17 protein-coding genes and 2 pseudogenes are annotated in these 17,690 nt (G+C 63.5%); 12 read left to right on the forward strand and 7 right to left on the reverse strand.

Features of this window, described 5'->3' with window-relative positions:
- Positions 1-423: 423 nt before the first annotated feature.
- The 4 genes from AC0IPL_RS17015 to AC0IPL_RS17030 form a co-directional block, all read right to left on the reverse strand.
- Positions 424-2,613, reverse strand: coding sequence for a xanthine dehydrogenase family protein molybdopterin-binding subunit (locus AC0IPL_RS17015; RefSeq protein ID WP_474276005.1), 2,190 nt, complete (start codon positions 2,611-2,613; stop codon positions 424-426).
- Positions 2,610-3,596, reverse strand: a complete 987-nt coding sequence (locus AC0IPL_RS17020) for an FAD binding domain-containing protein (RefSeq protein ID WP_474276007.1) — start codon at positions 3,594-3,596, stop codon at positions 2,610-2,612. The genes AC0IPL_RS17015 and AC0IPL_RS17020 overlap by 4 nt, the downstream gene beginning before the upstream one ends.
- Complete coding sequence (locus tag AC0IPL_RS17025) at positions 3,593-4,099, reverse strand: 2Fe-2S iron-sulfur cluster-binding protein (RefSeq protein WP_474276061.1); 507 nt, start codon at positions 4,097-4,099, stop codon at positions 3,593-3,595. Before AC0IPL_RS17025 ends, AC0IPL_RS17020 begins: the two co-directional genes overlap by 4 nt.
- 427 nt (positions 4,100-4,526) lie before the next feature.
- Entirely contained in the window at positions 4,527-5,420 is an 894-nt protein-coding gene (locus AC0IPL_RS17030; RefSeq protein WP_474276009.1) for a LysR substrate-binding domain-containing protein, read from the reverse strand.
- Positions 5,421-5,529: 109 nt separating this feature from the next.
- On the opposite strand from AC0IPL_RS17030, the gene AC0IPL_RS17035 reads away from it, so the two are divergent.
- From AC0IPL_RS17035 to AC0IPL_RS17075, 9 genes and pseudogenes are all read left to right on the forward strand, one after another.
- Positions 5,530-7,140 (forward strand): GMC family oxidoreductase, encoded by a 1,611-nt coding sequence (locus AC0IPL_RS17035; RefSeq protein WP_474276011.1) that lies wholly within the window; start codon positions 5,530-5,532, stop codon positions 7,138-7,140.
- A complete protein-coding gene (locus tag AC0IPL_RS17040; RefSeq protein WP_474276014.1) occupies positions 7,137-8,309 on the forward strand; it encodes a mandelate racemase/muconate lactonizing enzyme family protein in 1,173 nt (390 codons plus the stop codon). Before AC0IPL_RS17035 ends, AC0IPL_RS17040 begins: the two co-directional genes overlap by 4 nt.
- Positions 8,306-9,793 (forward strand): aldehyde dehydrogenase family protein, encoded by a 1,488-nt coding sequence (locus tag AC0IPL_RS17045; protein ID WP_474276017.1) that lies wholly within the window; start codon positions 8,306-8,308, stop codon positions 9,791-9,793. The genes AC0IPL_RS17040 and AC0IPL_RS17045 overlap by 4 nt, the downstream gene beginning before the upstream one ends.
- A gap of 87 nt (positions 9,794-9,880) precedes the next feature.
- Entirely contained in the window at positions 9,881-9,949 is a 69-nt protein-coding gene (locus AC0IPL_RS17050; protein WP_474276063.1) for a hypothetical protein, read from the forward strand.
- On the forward strand, positions 9,918-10,124 hold the full coding sequence (locus tag AC0IPL_RS17055; protein WP_474276019.1) for a hypothetical protein: 207 nt from the start codon (positions 9,918-9,920) through the stop codon (positions 10,122-10,124). Before AC0IPL_RS17050 ends, AC0IPL_RS17055 begins: the two co-directional genes overlap by 32 nt.
- An 18-nt stretch (positions 10,125-10,142) precedes the next feature.
- Positions 10,143-11,315 (forward strand): annotated as a pseudogene (locus AC0IPL_RS17060) (ABC transporter substrate-binding protein); the annotation flags it as partial.
- Complete coding sequence (locus AC0IPL_RS17065) at positions 11,303-11,458, forward strand: hypothetical protein (protein ID WP_474276022.1); 156 nt, start codon at positions 11,303-11,305, stop codon at positions 11,456-11,458. The pseudogene AC0IPL_RS17060 and the gene AC0IPL_RS17065, both read left to right, overlap by 13 nt.
- A gap of 54 nt (positions 11,459-11,512) precedes the next feature.
- A complete protein-coding gene (locus tag AC0IPL_RS17070; protein WP_474276024.1) occupies positions 11,513-13,039 on the forward strand; it encodes an ATP-binding cassette domain-containing protein in 1,527 nt (508 codons plus the stop codon).
- A 139-nt stretch (positions 13,040-13,178) separates the two neighbouring features.
- Positions 13,179-13,378, forward strand: a pseudogene (locus AC0IPL_RS17075) (hypothetical protein); the annotation flags it as partial.
- A gap of 67 nt (positions 13,379-13,445) precedes the next feature.
- On the opposite strand, the gene AC0IPL_RS17080 reads toward AC0IPL_RS17075, so the two are convergent.
- Positions 13,446-13,577, reverse strand: coding sequence for a hypothetical protein (locus AC0IPL_RS17080; protein ID WP_474276026.1), 132 nt, complete (start codon positions 13,575-13,577; stop codon positions 13,446-13,448).
- 159 nt (positions 13,578-13,736) lie between these two features.
- A complete protein-coding gene (locus AC0IPL_RS17085; RefSeq protein WP_474276028.1) occupies positions 13,737-14,642 on the reverse strand; it encodes a LysR family transcriptional regulator in 906 nt (301 codons plus the stop codon).
- 90 nt (positions 14,643-14,732) lie between these two features.
- Here AC0IPL_RS17085 and AC0IPL_RS17090 point away from each other — a divergent pair, with 90 nt between their 5' ends.
- Positions 14,733-15,920 (forward strand): MFS transporter, encoded by a 1,188-nt coding sequence (locus AC0IPL_RS17090; protein WP_474276030.1) that lies wholly within the window; start codon positions 14,733-14,735, stop codon positions 15,918-15,920.
- A gap of 11 nt (positions 15,921-15,931) precedes the next feature.
- Positions 15,932-16,168: a hypothetical protein gene (locus tag AC0IPL_RS17095; RefSeq protein WP_474276032.1), complete on the forward strand. Its 237-nt coding sequence runs from the start codon at positions 15,932-15,934 to the stop codon at positions 16,166-16,168.
- A gap of 28 nt (positions 16,169-16,196) precedes the next feature.
- Here the strand turns inward: AC0IPL_RS17095 and AC0IPL_RS17100 are convergent, their stop codons facing one another.
- Positions 16,197-16,535 carry an ArsR/SmtB family transcription factor gene (locus tag AC0IPL_RS17100; protein ID WP_474276034.1) on the reverse strand — a complete coding sequence of 113 codons (339 nt, stop codon included), beginning with the start codon at positions 16,533-16,535 and terminating at the stop codon, positions 16,197-16,199.
- 108 nt (positions 16,536-16,643) lie between these two features.
- On the opposite strand from AC0IPL_RS17100, the gene arsB reads away from it, so the two are divergent.
- Positions 16,644-17,690 (forward strand): ACR3 family arsenite efflux transporter, encoded by a 1,047-nt coding sequence (gene arsB, locus AC0IPL_RS17105; protein ID WP_474276036.1) that lies wholly within the window; start codon positions 16,644-16,646, stop codon positions 17,688-17,690.

Consider the following 17,690-nt stretch of genomic DNA (forward strand, 5'->3'; position numbering starts at 1 on the left):
CAAAATGTTGGTCGGCCAATGTCTGGCCAGTTGCATCGCAAGACAACAAGAAAAACTCGGACAACCGGGAAAAAAAGTGTGGGAACAATCACGAAGAAGTCGTCGTCGCGCGGCAAGGTCACAGGGACCTGACGACAAAAAGCCCTTCAAGTGTGATGGGTGCGGTAGAGCCTCGGACATCAGAAACAAAAAGGCGATCGTCGTTGGGTATTGGCGCCTGCGTCGGACGTCCCACCGGAACTCGCAAAAGATGCCTGTTCAACACCTTGCATCGCACAATCCACCTCCGGGCAGAACTTGTGGCCGTTGCGAACATCCCGGTCGCACTGGACCAGGGCCTGCCACGACTTGGCTGCATTTCGAGCTCTAGGAACGACCGGATGGGCGTCCGATACAATGGCACATGGTCTGCAACGTCGCCTGTCACATCCCGGCAATGACCTTATCCAGGGTCGCCGGATAATCCCGCACGCGTACGCCGGTTGCATTGTAGATCGCATTGGTGATCGCCGCCGCCGCGCCGCAGATGCCGAGTTCGCCAATGCCCTTGGCCTGCAAGGGGTTTGCCCAATCATCGCGCTCTTCCAGCAGGTCGACCGTCAGCTGCGGCACGTCGGCGTTCACCGGAATGTGGTATTCCGCCAGATTGTGGTTCGCCACATGGCCATCGCGCGGATCAAAGGCCAGCTCTTCGGTCAGCGCTATGCCGATGCCGAAGGTCATTCCGCCCAGACATTGCGAACGCGCCGTTTTGGCGTTCAGGATCCGCCCGGCCGCAAAACTGCCGTGCATGCGCCGCACGCGGGTCTCGCCCGAGGCTGCGTGAACGGCAACTTCGGCGAAGTAGGCTCCAAACGTGGCCTGGCGCACGGCGTCCGACGTATCGCCCGGTTGCACATGGCCCAGCTTTGCGATCTCGTCACCTTGCAGAACCTCGCTCAGCGTCTTGGTCTGATTGGCATAGGTCGCGCGACCGTCTTTCAGCATCAGGTCCGGCTCGCTCACCTCCAGCCGGTCGGCCAGCTGGCGGCGGATCGCTTCGCAGGCGACATAGACCGATGTCCCGCTGGACGCCGCGCCCCAGGATCCGCCGGAGCCGGCGGCCGGGGGCAAGGTGGTGTCGCCAAGGATCACATCGATCTTGTCGCGTGGCAGGCCCAGCATGTCGCCGGCAATCTGGCCGAGGATCGCATAGGTGCCGGTGCCAATGTCCGTCATGTCCGTCTCAACCCGCGCCGTGCCGTCGGGCAGCAGGGTAACGCGAGCCTGGCTTTCCATAAACACGTTGACGCGCGCAGCAGAGGCCATGCCGTAGCCAATCAGCCAGTCGCCCTCGCGCCGGTCCCTCACGCTGGGACGATCGGCCCAGCCAAAGGCCTCGGCGCCGCTTTCCAGCGCTTCGCGGAACCTGCGGGAGGAATAGTCCTTGCCGCTTTCGGGGTCTTTCTCGGGAATGTTGCGAAGGCGGAGTTCGACAGGGTCGATGCCGATCTCATGCGCCAGTTCATCCATCGCGTTTTCCAGCACGGTGACACCCACGGCTTCGCCCGGCGCGCGGACGGACCCGGCGCACATCCGATGCACACGCGCCAGCTCAAGCGACATTTGGCGGTTGGCCCCGGCATACAGGAAATGCGAGGCTTGCAGCACCGGCTCGGCGAAGGTCTCTCCCGGCAGATTCGACACACGGGCATCATGGCCCAAACCGCTCAGTCGGCCGTCGGCGTCGGCGGCGAGACGCACCCTTTGGCGGGTTTCGGACCGTCGCATCGTGGCTTCGTAAACCTGCGGACGCTGCAAAGCGACGGACACCGGACGGCCCAGCTCCTGTGCCGCGATGGCGGCGGCGACGGCTTCTGGCGCCAGCCCCAGCTTGGAGCCAAAGCCGCCGCCCACATAAGGGGATATTATGCGGACCCGGTCAGGGTGGATGCCCAGCGAATCTGCCAGTTCATTGCGGTTGTATTTCAGCATTTGATAGCTGCCGCGCAGGGTCAGGTCCTCGCCCTCCCATGAGGCGATGGCGGCGTGTGGCTCCATCGGGGAGCTGGAATGCGAAGGTGTAGTATAAACCACGTCCACATGATGCGCGGCACCCCGCATGGCGCCTTCCAGGTCGCCTTGATCCAGCGTTTGACCTTCCTGCCGCTCGACCGCGGCGGTCGCCGGATCGACGGGCACCATCTCCCCGTTCTCCAGCGTGACCTGCAACGTCTGCGCGGCATGGCGCGCCTGCTCGAAACTTTCGGCGACGACAACGGCGATCAGTTGGCCAAGGTACGCCACGTGCTGCGCGCCTTGGATCGGGGCCGCGTTCGCCGTGCCCTGGGCGGGGTTGCGCAGCAGGCGAGCATCCTGGATCACCGTCAGAACGCCGGGCATCGCTTCCACTTCATCCCTGTTGGACAGCACGACCCGGCCACTGTTGCCCGGCGCACGGACCATGACACCGTGCGCCATGCCCTCGACCTGCCATTCATCTGCATAGGTTGCGGTGCCTGTGACCTTCCGCGGCCCCTCGGGCCTATCAAGCGCCGCGCCGACGAGCCCCTGCCCCATGTCATCCAGCCGCCGTTGCGTTGCGGGGGCGTCCATTTTGAAATGCTCGGTCATGCCTGTGCCTCCTGCGTCAGCTCCGACAGCACCGACACCAGCGTACGGCGGGCAAGAGGGAGCTTGAAATCATTGTCGCCAAAGCCCTGCGCTTCGGCGAGCAGCAGATCTGCGGCCTTGTCAAACAGCGCTTCCGACGGAGCCTCACCAACCAAAAGGGCTTCGACCTGCGCATCGCGCCAGGGTTTTGGTGCCAGGCCGCCAAAGGCCAGATCCGCCCGGGTAATTTTGCCATTTTTCATCGCCACGATCCCGGCGACCGAGACCAAGGCAAATGCATAAGACGCCCGATCGCGGACCTTGCGGTAGGTTTGACGCCCGTCAACCGGCGCGGGCAGCACGACGGCGGTAATCAGCTCACCGGCCTCCAGCACGGTCTCACGGTCCGGCCGGTCGCCGGGAAGAAGATAAAGCTCATCAAGTGTGAGGCGGCGGGCCGTGCCGTCCTCTTTCAAGGTCTCCACCTCTGCCCCAAGCGCGCGCAGGGCGACGGCCATGTCGCTGGGATGGGTGGCGATGCAATGCTCTGAGGTGCCCAGAATGGCAAGAATGCGGTTGATGCCCTCGCGCGCAGCGCAGCCGCTGCCCGGCTCCCGCTTGTTGCAGGCCATTGCACGGTCGTAGAAATACAGGCATCGCGTGCGTTGCAGAAGGTTGCCCCCGGTGGTCGCCTTGTTGCGCAGCTGACCACTGGCGCCAGCAAGCAGGGCGCGGCTCAGCACCGGCCAATCTCGGCGCACGTGGGGATCGTTGGCAAGATCGCTGTTGGTCACCAAGGCACCAATCCGCAGACCGGCGTCTTCAGTGCCTTCGATCTCGTTCAGCTCCAATCGGTTGATGTCGATCAGGGTGTCGGGTGCCACCACCTCCAGCTTCATCAGGTCAAGCAGATTGGTGCCGCCAGCGATAAAGGTGCCGCCGCCTGCCGCGTCGCGCGTCGCGCCCTCGGTGCTTTCGGCGCGAATGTAATCGAAAGGTCTCATGCGCTCTCCCCTGCGGCTTTGCGGATTGCTGCGACGATGTTGGGATAAGCCGAACACCGGCAGAGATTGCCGCTCATGCGTTCCGATATTTCCTCGGTGGTGAGCTGTGCCCCGCCTTCAAGATCACCCGTCACATGGCTCGGCCATCCGTCTTTGATCTCTTCCAGCATCGCCGTGGCCGAGCAGATCTGTCCGGGCGTGCAATAGCCGCACTGGAACCCGTCTTCGCTGATGAAAGCCGCTTGTAGCGCGCTGAGGTTGTCTGGCTGGCCGATGCCTTCGATTGTCGTCACCTCGTCGCCGTCATGCATGCAAGCCAGCGTGAGGCAAGCATTTATGCGCCGCCCGTTGATCATAACCGTGCACGCCCCGCATTGCCCGTGGTCGCAGCCCTTTTTGCTGCCCGTCAGCCCGAGGTGATGGCGCAGGGCATCCAGCAGGGTGGTCCTTGGATCAAGCTCCAGTCGGTGCTGCGTGCCATTGATTGTCAGACTAGTTTGCACGGGCGCGTCCTCCGATTTGATCCGGGCTTGATAGACTAACCAGCGCAGCCCCCCTTGGTTCCGCGTTTTCGGACCAACGTCGCTCACTTCTTTACCCACGCTCCGCGACCTGCCGGTCGACGTGCCGCGCCAAGCGGCTTTGACCAGGCAGTTTGAGGCAGTAAAATTTCGTCGCAACGCGGCTCCGGCAACCTGACCGCTCGCGCTCCATACTTTGCGGATCAACTCTGTCTACGGCCTTCCCGCCTGCGCCCGCTGGCTCAGCGGGGTCTTCAGCCGGGCGTAGACGCCGCCTGGCTGGATGCGCAGACATCGGCACTTCGCCCGCACAACTGCATCACGCCAAGAAACGTCGCTGAACTTGCCTGCCCGCATCATGGCGTTCCACCGTCAAAACCAGGGAAGAAGGCATTCACCACCCATGGGGCTATTTCAGTCGCGCCTCGCGCAGCGGAGACGACCGCTCGACGACCCAGTCCACAAACATTTGACACTCGTAGCTGACAGGAGCCTCCGGGCAGGTGACATAGATTGCCTGATCCGTGTATATTTCGAGATCAACAGATCGCACCAGACGCCCGTCTTGCAGATAGGGGGCTGCGAAGAATCCCGAGACCAGCGCATGTCCCATACCATTTGCTGCAAGTTCGAGCGCGGCGATACTCTGGTCCACGCTGAGTGCCGGGGCTTGTGTCGGCGGCGGCAGGTTCTCCTGACGGAAAAACTGATGCCAGTTGTCGGCCACACCGATGATCTCTATCAAAGATGAACCTCGCAACGCAGTGAGCGTCCCACACCCGGGTCTGAGGTCCGGGTGGCAGACCGGCAGAACGGGATCACGGCTCAAAAGCGTGGCTTGTTGCCCTGGCAAGTCCCCGTCTCCGAAGCGAATTTCGATGTCCAGCTGGTTCGATTGGATTGCGCTGGCCCAGGTGCCTACGTGGAGTTGCACGTTGATCTCCGGATAACGAGTCCGAAAATCTGGCAACTGCTTCAGCAGCCAGAGCTGTGCAAATGTCGGCAGACAGCGGATCCGCACCGGGCGCGTGTCTCTTGTGCCGAAAACATCCCGCGTACCCAGCCGCAGCGCTTCGAAGGCTTTGATGATCCACGGCAGATATAGCTCCCCCATCGCGGTCAGCTCCATGGGCCGCTTCTCGCGGGAAAACAACTGATAGCCCAATTGCTCCTCGAGCGACCGCACCTGATGGCTGACCGCGGCGGGTGTGAGCCCAAGTTCACTGCCAGCACTGGAAAAGTTGCCGTTTCGAGAGGCCGCCTCAAACGCGCGCAGCCAGGGTAAGGGAGGTATGTCGTTCACGAGGCGCGCCTGCATTTCAAATTATTCCACGGCTACATCAAATGATTATTTGTTTAAATAACGCCAGCTCTTTGTGCCAGAACCACCGTGAAAGTTTGCAGGGAACGGCATGAATAACTTCGACTACATCATCGTGGGGGCGGGCTCCGCAGGCTGTGTTCTGGCGGAACGGCTGAGCGCCTCCGGGCGCTACAAGGTTCTGGTGCTGGAGGCCGGCGGGCGCGGCTGGTCGCCGTGGATTGCCCTGCCGCTGGGCTACGGCAAGACGTTTTTTGACCCCAAGGTGAACTGGAAGTACCATACCGAGCCGGAAGCGGCGCTGGCCGGGCGCAGCGGCTACTGGCCACGCGGCAAGGTGGTGGGCGGCTCTGGTGCCATCAATGCGCTGGTCTACGCACGCGGTCTGCCGCAGGACTTTGATGACTGGGCGGCGGCCGGGGCGGCGGGCTGGGACTGGGAAACCGCGCGCCGGACTTATGAGGCGATGGAAACCCGGCTCGGTATCAATGGCGCGGGCCAGGGCAGCGGACCGCTGCATGTGCAGGATGTTTCGGATCAGATCCACCCTGCCACCCGGCATTTCTTTGCGGCCGCGCAAGAACTGGGGCTACCTCGCACCAAAGATATTAACGGCAGCGCATGCGAGGGTGCCGCGGCCTACCGGATCAACACCAGCGGCGGCCGCCGGATGCACTCGGCGCGGGCCTTCCTGAAACCGGCACTGAAGCGGGCCAACGTCACCCTGATGACCGGGGTGCAAGCCGAGCGGATCATAGTCGAGGGCAAGCGCGCCGCTGCCGTACAGGTGGTGCGAGAGGGCAAGACGCAGACCCTGCGTGCGGGCCGCGAAATCATCCTGTCGGCGGGTGCCGTGACGTCGCCGCGGCTGCTGCAGCTGTCCGGCATCGGACCGGCGGACTTGCTGAAATCCCACGGCATCACGCCGCTGATGGATGCGCCGCATGTGGGCGGCAATCTGCAGGACCATCTGGGGATAAACTACTACTTCCGAGCCACCGAACCCACGCTGAACAATATTCTGCGCCCGTTGACCGGCAAGCTGCGCGCGGCGCTACAATACGCGCTGACCCGGCGCGGGCCGCTGGCGCTGTCGGTGAACCAGTGCGGCGGTTTTTTCCGGTCCGGCCCGGATCAGGCCCATCCCGACCAGCAGCTGTATTTCAACCCGGTCACCTATACCACCACGCCGAATGGCAGGCGCACGGTGGTGCAGCCCGATCCGTTTCCGGGTTTCATCATCGGTTTTCAGCCGGCCCGCCCCACCAGCCGCGGCCGCATCGACATCAGCGCCGCCGACCCAGCCGCCGCGCCCCGCATCCGGCCCAATTCTCTGGCCACCGAAGAGGACCGCGCGCAGGTCGTGGCAGGTGGCCGCCTGTGCCAGCGGATGATCACCACCACGGCGCTGGACGGACTGGTGGAGTCGGCGATGGACCCGGACCTGCGGCGCATGGACGACGACCAGATCCTGGCCGATTTCCGCGAACGCTGCGGCACCGTCTTCCACCCGGTTGGCACCTGCCGCATGGGGCAGGACGCCCGGACATCCGTGGTCAGTCCACGGCTGAAGGTGCATGGGATGCACGGGCTTCGGGTCGTCGACGCCTCGGTTTTTCCCAACTTGACCTCGGGCAACACCAATGCCCCGACCATGATGCTGGCGCACCGCGCCGCTGATCTTATTCTGGAGGACGCATGAGCACGCCCTATTCCATGTCCGGCGCAGTGCCGGTTGCCAACACCCGCGGCAAGGACGACACCGGGCCGCGCATCCGCCGGATCGAAACCTTCTGCACACCGCTGATCGGCTTTGTGCGGGTCACCGCCGAGGACGGCAGCACCGGCTGGGGGCAGGTGTCCACCTACAGCAGCGATCTGACCAGCGAGATCCTGCACCGCCAGGTGGCGCCCTGGGCGCTGGGGCGCGGCATGGACGCGCTGGAAGAGGTGATCGCCGAGATCCCGCTGCGCGAGCACAAGTTCCCCGGCACCTATCTACGCCGGGCCATGGCCGGGCTCGACACCGCTGTCTGGGACTGGCGCGGCAAGGCCGCGGGCGAACCCGTGGCGGCGCTGCTGGGCGGCTCGGCCGGGCCGGTGCGGGCCTATGCGTCCTCCATGCGGCGTGACATCACGCCCGAGGATGAAGCCGCGCGGATGATGAGACTGCGCGACGAACACGGCTTTGACGCCTTCAAGGTACGCGTCGGCGCCGAATGCGGCCAAGACCGCGACGAATGGGACGGTCGGACCGAGGCGATCATCCCCGCCATCCGCAGGGCCATGGGTCCGGATGCGGCCCTGCTGGTTGACGGCAACTCTGGTTTCGGCCCGGCCCGCGCCGTCGAGGTGGGCCGGATGCTGGAAGCCAACGGCTATGAGCATTTCGAGGAGCCGTGCCCTTATTGGGAACTGGAGCAGACCGCCGAGGTCACGCGTGAGCTGTCAATCGACGTGGCCGGCGGCGAACAGGACTGGGACCTGCAGCAATGGAAGCGCATTGTCGCACTGCGCGCGGTCGACATCATCCAACCCGACATCCTGTATCTGGGCGGCATGGTGCGCAGCATGGAGGTGGCCCGCATGGGTCACGCCGCCGGACTGCCCTGCACCCCCCATGCGGCCAACCTGTCGCTGGTGACCCTGTTCACCATGCATCTGATGCGTGCGGTGCCCAATCCGGGCCGATACCTCGAATTCTCGATCGAGGGCGATGACTACTACCCGTGGCAGCGGGAGCTGTTCCGCAACGACCCCTTCACAATCACGGACGGCCAGGCGGCTGTTACCGATGCTCCCGGCTGGGGCGTCGAGATCTGCCCCGAATGGCTGGCCAAATCCACCTACAAATGCAGCGAGGACGCATGATGACCTCCGACCAGATGATTTCCACCTATTTCGAAACCGGCACGCTGCCGGATCTGCCGCGCGATCACTTCATTGATGGCACGTTTGTTGCCCCCGACAGCGGCAACCGCATGGAAAGCTTCGATCCGGGCACCGGCGAGGCCTTTGCCGATTTCGCCGCCGGCACCGCGACCGACGTCGACCGCGCAGTGACCAGCGCTGCCGCCGGGTTCGAGGTCTGGCGCAGCACGCCGCCCGCGCGCCGCTGCGCCATCCTGAACGAGGTGGCGCGCCTGATGCGGGCCGAGGCCGACCAGCTGGCAGTGATCGAAAGCCTCGACAGCGGCAAGTCCCTCGCCGAGGCGCAGGGCGATGTCGCAGGCTCGGCCCGCCTGTTTGAGTATTACGCGGGCGCAGCGGACAAACTGGACGGGCGCAGCGTCAACCTCGGCAACGGCAACGCCGCCTTCACTCTGCGCGAACCGGTGGGCGTGACGGCGCATATCGTGCCCTGGAACTATCCGACCTCGACGCTGGTGCGTGGTATTGCCCCGGCGCTGGCGGCGGGGTGTTCCGCCGTGGTGAAACCTGCGGAAACAACACCGTTCACGGCACTGTTGATCGCCGAGCTGCTGGTGCGCGCGGGTGTGCCTGCGGGCGTGGTCAACGTGGTTACCGGAACCGGTATCGAGGCCGGCGCCCCGCTGGTTACCGATCCGCGGGTGCGGCACGTCACCTTTACCGGTTCGGTTGCGACCGGCGTGGGGGTCATGCAGAACGTGGCCCCCAATGTAACCGGGCTGACGCTGGAACTGGGCGGCAAATCGCCGCTGGTGGCCTTTGGCGACGCCGACGCAGAGGCGGTGGCCGACGGCGCGCTCTGGGCGATCTTCTCGAATTCGGGTCAAATCTGCTCGGCCGGGTCACGGCTGGTGATCCACCGCGATCTGCACGACGCGGTGCTGGAGCGGCTGGTGAAAAAGGCGCAGGCCTTGCGCTTTGGCCATGGCCTGCGCAATCCGGACATGGGCGCGGTCAACTCCGAACGCCATCTGCAACAGATTGCGGGCCATGTGGAGCGCGCCCGCGCCCGCGGCGTCGAGATCGCCACCGGCGGCAAGGTGGCCACGGACCCGGAGACCGGCAAGGGCTGGTTTTACGAGCCGACCATCCTTGACAATCTGGGCGCCCGCGACGATGCGGTGACGCAAGAGATCTTTGGCCCCGTACTTGCCGTGCAAACCTTTGAAAGCGAAGAAGAAGCGCTGGCGCTGGCCAATGGTACCGAGTTCGCGCTGGCGGCCGGGATATACACCCGCGACATGTCCACAGCCTTGCGCATGGCACAGCGGGTCGATGCCGGGCAGGTCACTGTCAACGACTATTGGGCGGGAGGGATCGAATTGCCCTTTGGCGGCAACCGGAAATCCGGGTTCGGCCGCGAAAAAGGGCTGGAAGGCCTCGACGCCTACACCCGCGCAAAATCCATAACGCTTGCAGTCTAAGGCACTGCAAAAGAACCTTTCTCAACGAGGAGGAACATGATGCTGAAGACAACCACCGCCCTGGCGGCACCGACCCGGCGTGACTTTATGGCAGGCGCCGCTGCGGGCGGGCTGGCCCTGGGGGATGGGGCTGAACACCCGCGCCCAGGCGGCTGAACCCAAAAAGGGTGGCACCCTGCGGGTCGGCTACACCCAGGGCAGCACTTCGGACTCCCTGTATCCGGCGACCTATGCAAACGACTTCATGTTTGCCACCAGCTATGCGGTGTTCTCGACCCTGGTGGAAATTACCCCCGACGGCACCGCCCAGCCTGACCTCGCCGAAAGCTAAGAGGCGACGCCGGATGCCCGCGTCTGGACCTTCCGCCTGCGCGATCACGCAACCTTTTCCGACGGCAAGAGGGTTTCCGCCGCTGACGTCGTGTCCTCGATCCGCCATCACATGGGGCCGGAGTCGAAATCCGGCGTCAAGCCGCTGCTGGCGCAGATCAAGGACATCCGCGCCGACGGCGACAATGTTGTGATCTGTGAACTGGAGGACGGCAACACCTATTTCCCTTTCATCTTCAATGACTACCACCTGTTCAATGACTACCATCTGACCATCCGGCAAGACAAAGACGGGGCCATCGACCCCGAAAGCCGGATCGGCACCGGCGGCTACGTGATCGAGGCCTTCGAGCCGGGCGTGCGCATCGAACTGAAGCGCCGCGACGACTACCGGATGGCGGGTCGCGCCCATTTCGACAAGGTGGTACTGCTGAAGGTGGGCGATCCGGCGGCCCGGATGAACGCGCTGATGACCGGCGAGGTCGACCTGATCGACCACCCGGTCGCTTCCTCCATGCCCTATTTCAACGCGGAGCTGGAACAGCACGCCTATCACCCTGAAAAGCCCAAGCATTACGTGTCCAAGTTCGGTCTCAGCGGCCTCGACGTGACCCTGCACACCGCGGATGCGGCTTTCATTGGTGCGGTGGATGCGTCGGTGCTATTTTCCGAAGCGGCCAAGGCTGCGGGCATCAACCTGAAGGTCGCGCGCGAGCCCGACGACGGCTACTGGTCCAACGTCTGGCTGCAAAAACCCTTCTGCTGCAGCTATCGGGGCGGCCGCCCGACCCCGGATCTGATGTTCTCGGCCGGCTATGCCGCAACCCCGGACTGGAATGACACCAACTGGAAAAACGAGCGTTTCAACCAGCTGCTGGCCGAGGGGCGTTCGCAGCTGGATCAGGACCTGCGCGCCGAGATCTATGGCGAAATGCAGCAGCTGTGCCAGACCGACGGCGGCGCCCTGATCCCTGCGTTTGGCCAGTATGTCTCGGCGATGAGCACCAAGGTGCAGACGCCCGAGAAAGTCTCGGACTGTAGGATCTGGACAGCATTCGTTTCATCGAGCGCTGGTGGATGGCCTGATCCAAACCAAAGAGCTGCAATTGCATGCGGCGGCCCGGACCGGGCCGCCTCCGGCAGGTGCGGTTCTGTTGTGATTGAAGAGGAGGCTTTGACATGCCCCCGTTGATAAAGCTGATCCTCAGACGACTTGCCCTTGGGACAGTGACGCTGCTGGCAGTATCTGCCCTGATGTTTGTCGGCATCGAGCTGCTGCCGGGCGATCTGGCCCAACAGATCCTGTCCAACCCGCGCCTGCGGCACGCACGATAACGGAACGCAGACGAGAAAACGCCTAAATACGCCCCGCCCACCGCGCTTCTGGGGATGCTGGTCCTGGCCACGGTGATGCTGACCGGGGTGTTTGCCCCGCTACTTGTGCCATACGGGGAAACCAAAATCGTCGCGGTCGACTACGAACCCTGGAGCGCGGCCTTCCCGCTGGGCACCGACAACCTGGGCCGGGACATGCTGTCGTGGATGATCTACGGCGCCCGCAATACCGTGGGGCTGGCACTGCTGACCACCGGCATCGCGTTCACCGCTGGCGCGGCCCTGGGCATGCTGGCCGCGCTGAAGGGCGGTTGGACCGACCAGTTGATGTCGCGCGTCATTGATGTGCCGATGGCGGTGCCGCCGCTTATCCTGGCGTTGATGCTGCTGGCCATCGTCGGCTCGTCGATCCCCAACATGGTGGGGGTGATCGCGGTGATCTACATCGCGCCGGTGTTCCGCCTGTCGCGCGCCGCGGCAATGAATGTGGTCAGCCCGATGGCAGACCGCATTATGGTGATGAAACACGGCCGCGAGGTGGAAACCGCCGAGACCCGCCAGATGCTGGCGGCGCCTCAGGAGGACTATACCAAATCCCTCTGGGCGGTGCGTGCGCTGTCCCGGCCACAGCGTGACAGTGGTGATGCGGAAACGGTACTGTCCTTGCGCGAAATTGATGCCAGCTATGGCACCACCAAGGTGCTGGACGGTGTCAGCCTGGACCTGCCCAAGGGGCGGACCACCGCGGTGGTCGGCGAGAGCGGTTCAGGCAAATCGACCCTGGCCAAGGTGATTGCCGGGGTTCTGCCACCGACCGAGGGCGAGGTTCTGTGGCAGGGCTGTCCCCTGCCCCGCCGCTGCCAGAAGCGCAGTCGTGACACGCTGCGGCATATCCAGATGGTCTATCAGATGGTGGACACGGCGCTGAACCCGCGCCACGCCGTGCGCGAAACACTGGAACGTCCGGTGCGCCATTTCACCGGTCTGCGCGGCGCCCCGCTGCGCGCGCGGGTGAATGAATTGATGGTGCGGATTGAGCTGGACCCAGCCGTGTTCCTGGACCGCCGCATCCCCGAGCTGTCGGAAGGTCAGAAACAGCGGGTCGGGATCGCCCGCGCGCTTGCTGCCGAGCCGGAATTTATCATTTGTGACGAAGTTACCAGCGCCCTGGACCAGCTGGTGGCGGAAGGCATCCTGCAGCGCCTGCTGCGGCTACAGGAAGAGCTGGGGCTGACCTACATGTTCATCGACCACGATCTGGCGACGGTTGAGGCGATTTCCGATCAGGTGGTGATCATGCAGCAAAGCAGGATTGTGGAAACGGGTGAACAGGCACAAATATTCTCCGCCCCGCAATCGGACTATACCAAGCGCCTGCTGGACTCGGTTCCGCAGATGTATGCGGGCTGGCTGAACGGGGTGCGACGAAGCTGGCAAGCTGAGCGGCGACATACGGCAGGAACATTCGGCTACAGAGATACACCGTGGCAGGTTCCATTATCGCAGGTTTCTTTCCGCAGTATGGACTGGCCGCAAACGCCATATTTTATGTTCACGGGTCGGCCTTGGGCTGCTGGCTGACGTCTCGGTGTTTGCTCCCGCCCAACGATTTGAAGCAATGCAGGAGCCGTCAGCCTCATAAGTGTGAAAAGGCGTTTAAAATAGCCCCCGTTGCGGGGTGATCGGCCTCCCCGAATGCCCCCTTACGCTGGGACGCATGATGCGCCCGAAGTCATCGGGGAGCACAATTTGGACTGCGGTTGTGGTGACAATTGCAAAGATCCGTCAGGCGTATTTTCCGGATTGAGGCCTTGTGCCGCAATTGGTCTGAGGCCAATGCAGGGCAAGTCGATCGATCAAATATGCCGGGACCTGCGCGTTTCGCGGAACACGGCGTGCAAGGTCGCCCGCTCCGGTGCCCTACATCGGTTTGCAGTCCGTGTTCAGGAACACGTCGATCTTGAACCTGCTGTAGGTACCAAAGAGTTCATGCGTCTCGTCGATCCGGGATAATCGCCGCACCCCACAGGATGAACTGGTGCCGGTCCTGATTGTCCGGCACCAGACGCACCCTACGCATGCGGACCTTGGGCGAATATCTGTTTGTGGTCTCGCTCATGGTGGCTTCTTCCTGCTCAAAGTTTGAAGCCGCCGGCCCCGGTGCAGTTCACACCTCGCCAGCCGCTCAGCCCGCTCTCTAGGCCATAAGCCCTCCTGGCGCTGTCTTGGATCCATAGGTCCGGTTTATATGCGGCAGGTTCGGGACCGCCGGTCGCGCCTATCGTGCGGCAGGCTGTTTTGTCCGCGCCAGCACTTCCCCCAGCCAATCAAGAAAGACAGCGAGCCTACGGAGGCCTGCGGTCCGCGTCAGGTACAGCGCGGTAATATCCAGTGGCACAGCGTCCAACTGGCCGGGAAACAGTTCGACCAGTCGCCCTGCCGCAAGGTCTTCGGCCACCATGAAGTCGGAAAACCGTGCAATTCCCATGCCACCCAGCACAAGCGCGCGGACTGCTTCGCCATTTGCTGCGTAAACTGAAGCTTGCGATGCGACCTCGCCATGGTTGCGAAAGGCCAGTCGGTTGATGTGCTCTGGCGCGGTGAACCTGACCTGCGACAGGCGCGCGAGTTCGCCGGGTGTGTCCGGCCACCCCTGCCGGTCAAGATAGCTCGGCGCAGCGCATAGTTTCCAAGGCGCCTGCCCCAGCCTGCGATGCAGCATGTCGCTGTCGGCAAGCGGGCCGAAGCGGATCGCCACATCCGCGTGACTGTCAATCAAGTCGACCAGGCGGTCAGTCATGTCCAGCATCACCTCCACCTGCGGGTATTTCTGATGAAAGTCCCGCAAGCGCGGCGCGATCACATGCTGCACGAAGGGCACCGGGGCGTTCACCCGCAGCGGCCCGCGCGGCGTGCGGCTGCCCTGCGCCAGGTCCGACAGCGCCTCTGTCTGCCGCACGATCTCCTGCGCGGAATGAAATAGCTGTCGCCCCTCCGGCGTCAATTCAATCGCGCGGGTGGACCGACGTAACAGGCTGACGCCCAGCAGATTTTCGAGCCGCGTCACCGTGCGAGAAAGCGTCGAGGGGGCCACCCCAAGCCGCCGCCCGGCCTCCGCGAAACCGGCACTTTCCACCACCGCCACAAAGGCCGCGAGATCCCGTGTCTGGGGTAATTCGTGCATTAAACGCAAAGACCTTTTGCCAATCTGTTCGTTCACGCAAAAGCCTATATCGTCCATCTCGGTAGGGAAAGTAAAACAGGAGATACTCCCATGCCCTTTGCCCTCTGGGCGCTGACGATCAGCGCATTTGCCGTCGGCACGACCGAATTCGTGATTGTCGGACTCATCCCCACCATTGCCGCAGACCTCGGCGTCAGCCTTCCGTCTGCCGGACTGCTCGTCAGCCTCTATGCGCTCGGCGTGACCATCGGCGCGCCGGTGTTGACAGCGCTTACCGCACGGATACCGCGCAAGACACTGCTGCTATCGCTGCTGATGCTGTTCATCGCTGGCAACGCCTTTGCTGCTGTTGCCCCTGGCTACGGCAGCCTCATCGCCGCGCGTTTTATCACAGGTCTGGCGCATGGCGTCTTCTTTGCCATCGCATCGACCATCGCCACCGGGCTTGTGAGCCGTGAAAAGGAAAGCTCCGCCATCGCGTTGGTGTTCCTTGGCCTGACGGTTGCTCTCGTGACAGGTGTGCCGTTGGGCACCTGGATCGGGCAAACCTGGGGCTGGCAGTCGACCTTCCTCGGGGTGGTGGTGCTCGGCCTGATCGGCCTGATCGCCTCGGCCACGTTGGTGCCCTCGAACCTGCGGCAGGACGCTGCCCCCGGTCTGCGTGCGCAGGCCCGTGTTTTGATCTCGCCCCGGCTCCTGCTGGTCTACCTGATCACGGCCGTAGGGTACGGAGGCAACTTCATCGCCTTCACCTATCTTGCGCCGATGCTTACCGATGTGACTGGCTTCAGCGCTGGCATGGTGAGCCTGATCATCCTGCTCTACGGTGCCTCCGTTGCGGTAGGCAACATCCTCGGCGGCAAGCTGGCGGATCGCCTTGGACCGGTCACCGCACTGACAGTGATCTTTGTCGGCCTGTCCGTGGTGCTGCTGGCGCTAGGACTGGTGCTAACCTCGCCTGTAGCGACCGTTGCAGTGATCGCGATCTGGGGCGGTTTTGCCTTCGCCAACGTGCCACCGCTTCAGGTCTATGTGGTGCAGATCGCCCGTGAGGTCGCCCCGGATGCGGTCGACGTCGCGTCCGGACTGAACATTGGTGCCTTTAACCTCGGCATCGCATTGGGCGCATGGATCGGCGGACTTATCGTCGAGGGCATGGGTCTCACCGCAGCGCCCTACATCGGCGCGTTGATCGTCGCCGTCGGCATCGCGCTGACCCGTCTGTCGGGGCGGCTGGACACCGCCCACCGGAATACCCGCCCCGTCGCAGCAGAATGACAGGACGCACCATGAGCATTCAAAACATCGGCCCCGCAGGGATCCCGTCGCCCGGTCTCGGCTCCTCCAAGACAAACACAGGCAAAGCGCGCGCGGTTACCAAGCCCGCTTTGGCCGGAAGGTTTCGTCACATCGACACCGTGCAGGCCTATAAGAACGAGGCGGAGGTCGTCCGGATCGCCGCGATGGCCCACCCGGACGGGCGCATCATGTCCCCTGCCAGCCTCGCGTCCCCAAGGGCCGATTGAGCAAACAGGCCTTGCCTTCGGGCGGGGCCTACATCGACGGCAGCGACAGGCCCGCACAGGCGCTGGCGTTGCCGCCGCAACAATCCTGCAACAAGAAACGCACCAGCCCGTTCACTGCTTCGAAATTCGGCTGATACAGCACTTCGCGGTGCTGTCGTTCCGTGGTGACCAACCCGGCGCGTTTCAATACCGACAGGTGGCCGGAGACGGTCGACGGCTTCAGCTCCAGCAAGCGACCGACCTCCATCGCGGGCGTGCCCTGTGGCCCGCGCCGCACCAACAGCCGAAAGATTGCCAAACGCCCATCATGGGCAAGCGCGCCAAAGGCGTCGATGGCCTGGGTCGTGGAGTCATCGGCAGTCTTCATATTTCGCAATTACGCGAAATGAAGCGTCTTGACAAGGTGATCCTCCCCCCATATCCGTTGTCTTAATTCGCAAATTCGCGAAATGAAGGATTCACATCAGAGGACACCATGGCCGACGCATCCTCCCACCACCCCGAACCCATGGGCCGGTTCGAACGCCTGCTGACCGTTTGGGTCGCCTTGGCGATGGCCGCCGGGATCGCCATCGGCACCCTGACACCCGGCCTCGTGACAGCGATCGCGGCAGCCGAAGTCGCCTCGATCAACCTCGTGGTGGCGGTGCTGATCTGGGCGATGGTCTACCCGATGATGGTCAGCGTCGATTTCGGTGCGGTCGCAGGCGTTGCGAAACAGCCCAGGGGCCTGCTTGTCACGCTGGTGGTGAACTGGCTGATCAAACCCTTCACGATGGCATTGCTGGCGGTACTTTTCTTTGACTATGTCTTTGCGCCCTGGATCGCGCCGGAGGATGCGGCGCAGTATACTGCGGGCCTTATCCTGCTGGGTGCTGCGCCCTGTACGGCCATGGTCTTTGTCTGGTCGCAGCTAACGCGCGGGGATGCGACCTACACGCTGGTGCAGGTCTCCGTGAATGACCTGATCATGGTGGTGGCCTTTGCGCCGATCGTAGCGCTGCTGCTTGGGGTGACGAATGTGGTCGTGCCCTGGGACACGCTGGTTCTGGCCACTGTGCTGTATGTCGTGCTGCCACTGGTCGCCGGGTTGCTGACCCGCCGTGCGCTGAAATCGGAGGCTGCGATCGACGCCTTCACAGCGCGCATCAAGCCGGTGTCCATGGTCGGACTGATCGCCACGGTTGCGATCTTGTTTGGCCTGCAAGGGGAAACGATCCTCAGCCGCCCGGGCGTGATACTGCTGATCGCCGTGCCGATCCTCATCCAGTCCTACGCCATCTTTGCCATAGCCTATGGGGCCGCCTTTGCCCTTAAGGTGCCGCACAAGATCGCCGCCCCTTGCGCGATGATCGGCACATCCAACTTCTTCGAACTGGCGGTCGCTGTGGCAATCTCGCTCTTCGGGCTGAACTCCGGAGCGGCGCTGGCCACGGTGGTGGGCGTGCTGGTCGAGGTGCCCGTGATGCTGTCGCTCGTCGCCTTCGCCAATCGCACACGCAACCGCTTTTCTGCAGGCTGA

The sequence above is a fragment of the Leisingera sp. SA32 genome, from assembly GCF_056033425.1.

Bases quoted from the DNA above. Each gene is read 5' to 3' on its own strand.
- AC0IPL_RS17015 (WP_474276005.1), bottom strand. From the start codon at position 2,613: ATGACCGAGCATTTCAAAATGGACGCCCCCGCAACGCAACGGCGGCTG.
- AC0IPL_RS17020 (WP_474276007.1), bottom strand. From the start codon at position 3,596: ATGAGACCTTTCGATTACATTCGCGCCGAAAGCACCGAGGGCGCGACG.
- AC0IPL_RS17035 (WP_474276011.1), top strand. From the start codon at position 5,530: ATGAATAACTTCGACTACATCATCGTGGGGGCGGGCTCCGCAGGCTGT.
- AC0IPL_RS17040 (WP_474276014.1), top strand. From the start codon at position 7,137: ATGAGCACGCCCTATTCCATGTCCGGCGCAGTGCCGGTTGCCAACACC.
- AC0IPL_RS17045 (WP_474276017.1), top strand. From the start codon at position 8,306: ATGATGACCTCCGACCAGATGATTTCCACCTATTTCGAAACCGGCACG.
- AC0IPL_RS17055 (WP_474276019.1), top strand. From the start codon at position 9,918: ATGGGGCTGAACACCCGCGCCCAGGCGGCTGAACCCAAAAAGGGTGGC.
- AC0IPL_RS17065 (WP_474276022.1), top strand. From the start codon at position 11,303: ATGCCCCCGTTGATAAAGCTGATCCTCAGACGACTTGCCCTTGGGACA.
- AC0IPL_RS17070 (WP_474276024.1), top strand. From the start codon at position 11,513: ATGCTGGTCCTGGCCACGGTGATGCTGACCGGGGTGTTTGCCCCGCTA.
- AC0IPL_RS17080 (WP_474276026.1), bottom strand. From the start codon at position 13,577: ATGAGCGAGACCACAAACAGATATTCGCCCAAGGTCCGCATGCGTAGG.
- AC0IPL_RS17085 (WP_474276028.1), bottom strand. From the start codon at position 14,642: ATGCACGAATTACCCCAGACACGGGATCTCGCGGCCTTTGTGGCGGTG.
- AC0IPL_RS17090 (WP_474276030.1), top strand. From the start codon at position 14,733: ATGCCCTTTGCCCTCTGGGCGCTGACGATCAGCGCATTTGCCGTCGGC.
- AC0IPL_RS17095 (WP_474276032.1), top strand. From the start codon at position 15,932: ATGAGCATTCAAAACATCGGCCCCGCAGGGATCCCGTCGCCCGGTCTC.
- AC0IPL_RS17100 (WP_474276034.1), bottom strand. From the start codon at position 16,535: ATGAAGACTGCCGATGACTCCACGACCCAGGCCATCGACGCCTTTGGC.
- arsB (WP_474276036.1), top strand. From the start codon at position 16,644: ATGGCCGACGCATCCTCCCACCACCCCGAACCCATGGGCCGGTTCGAA.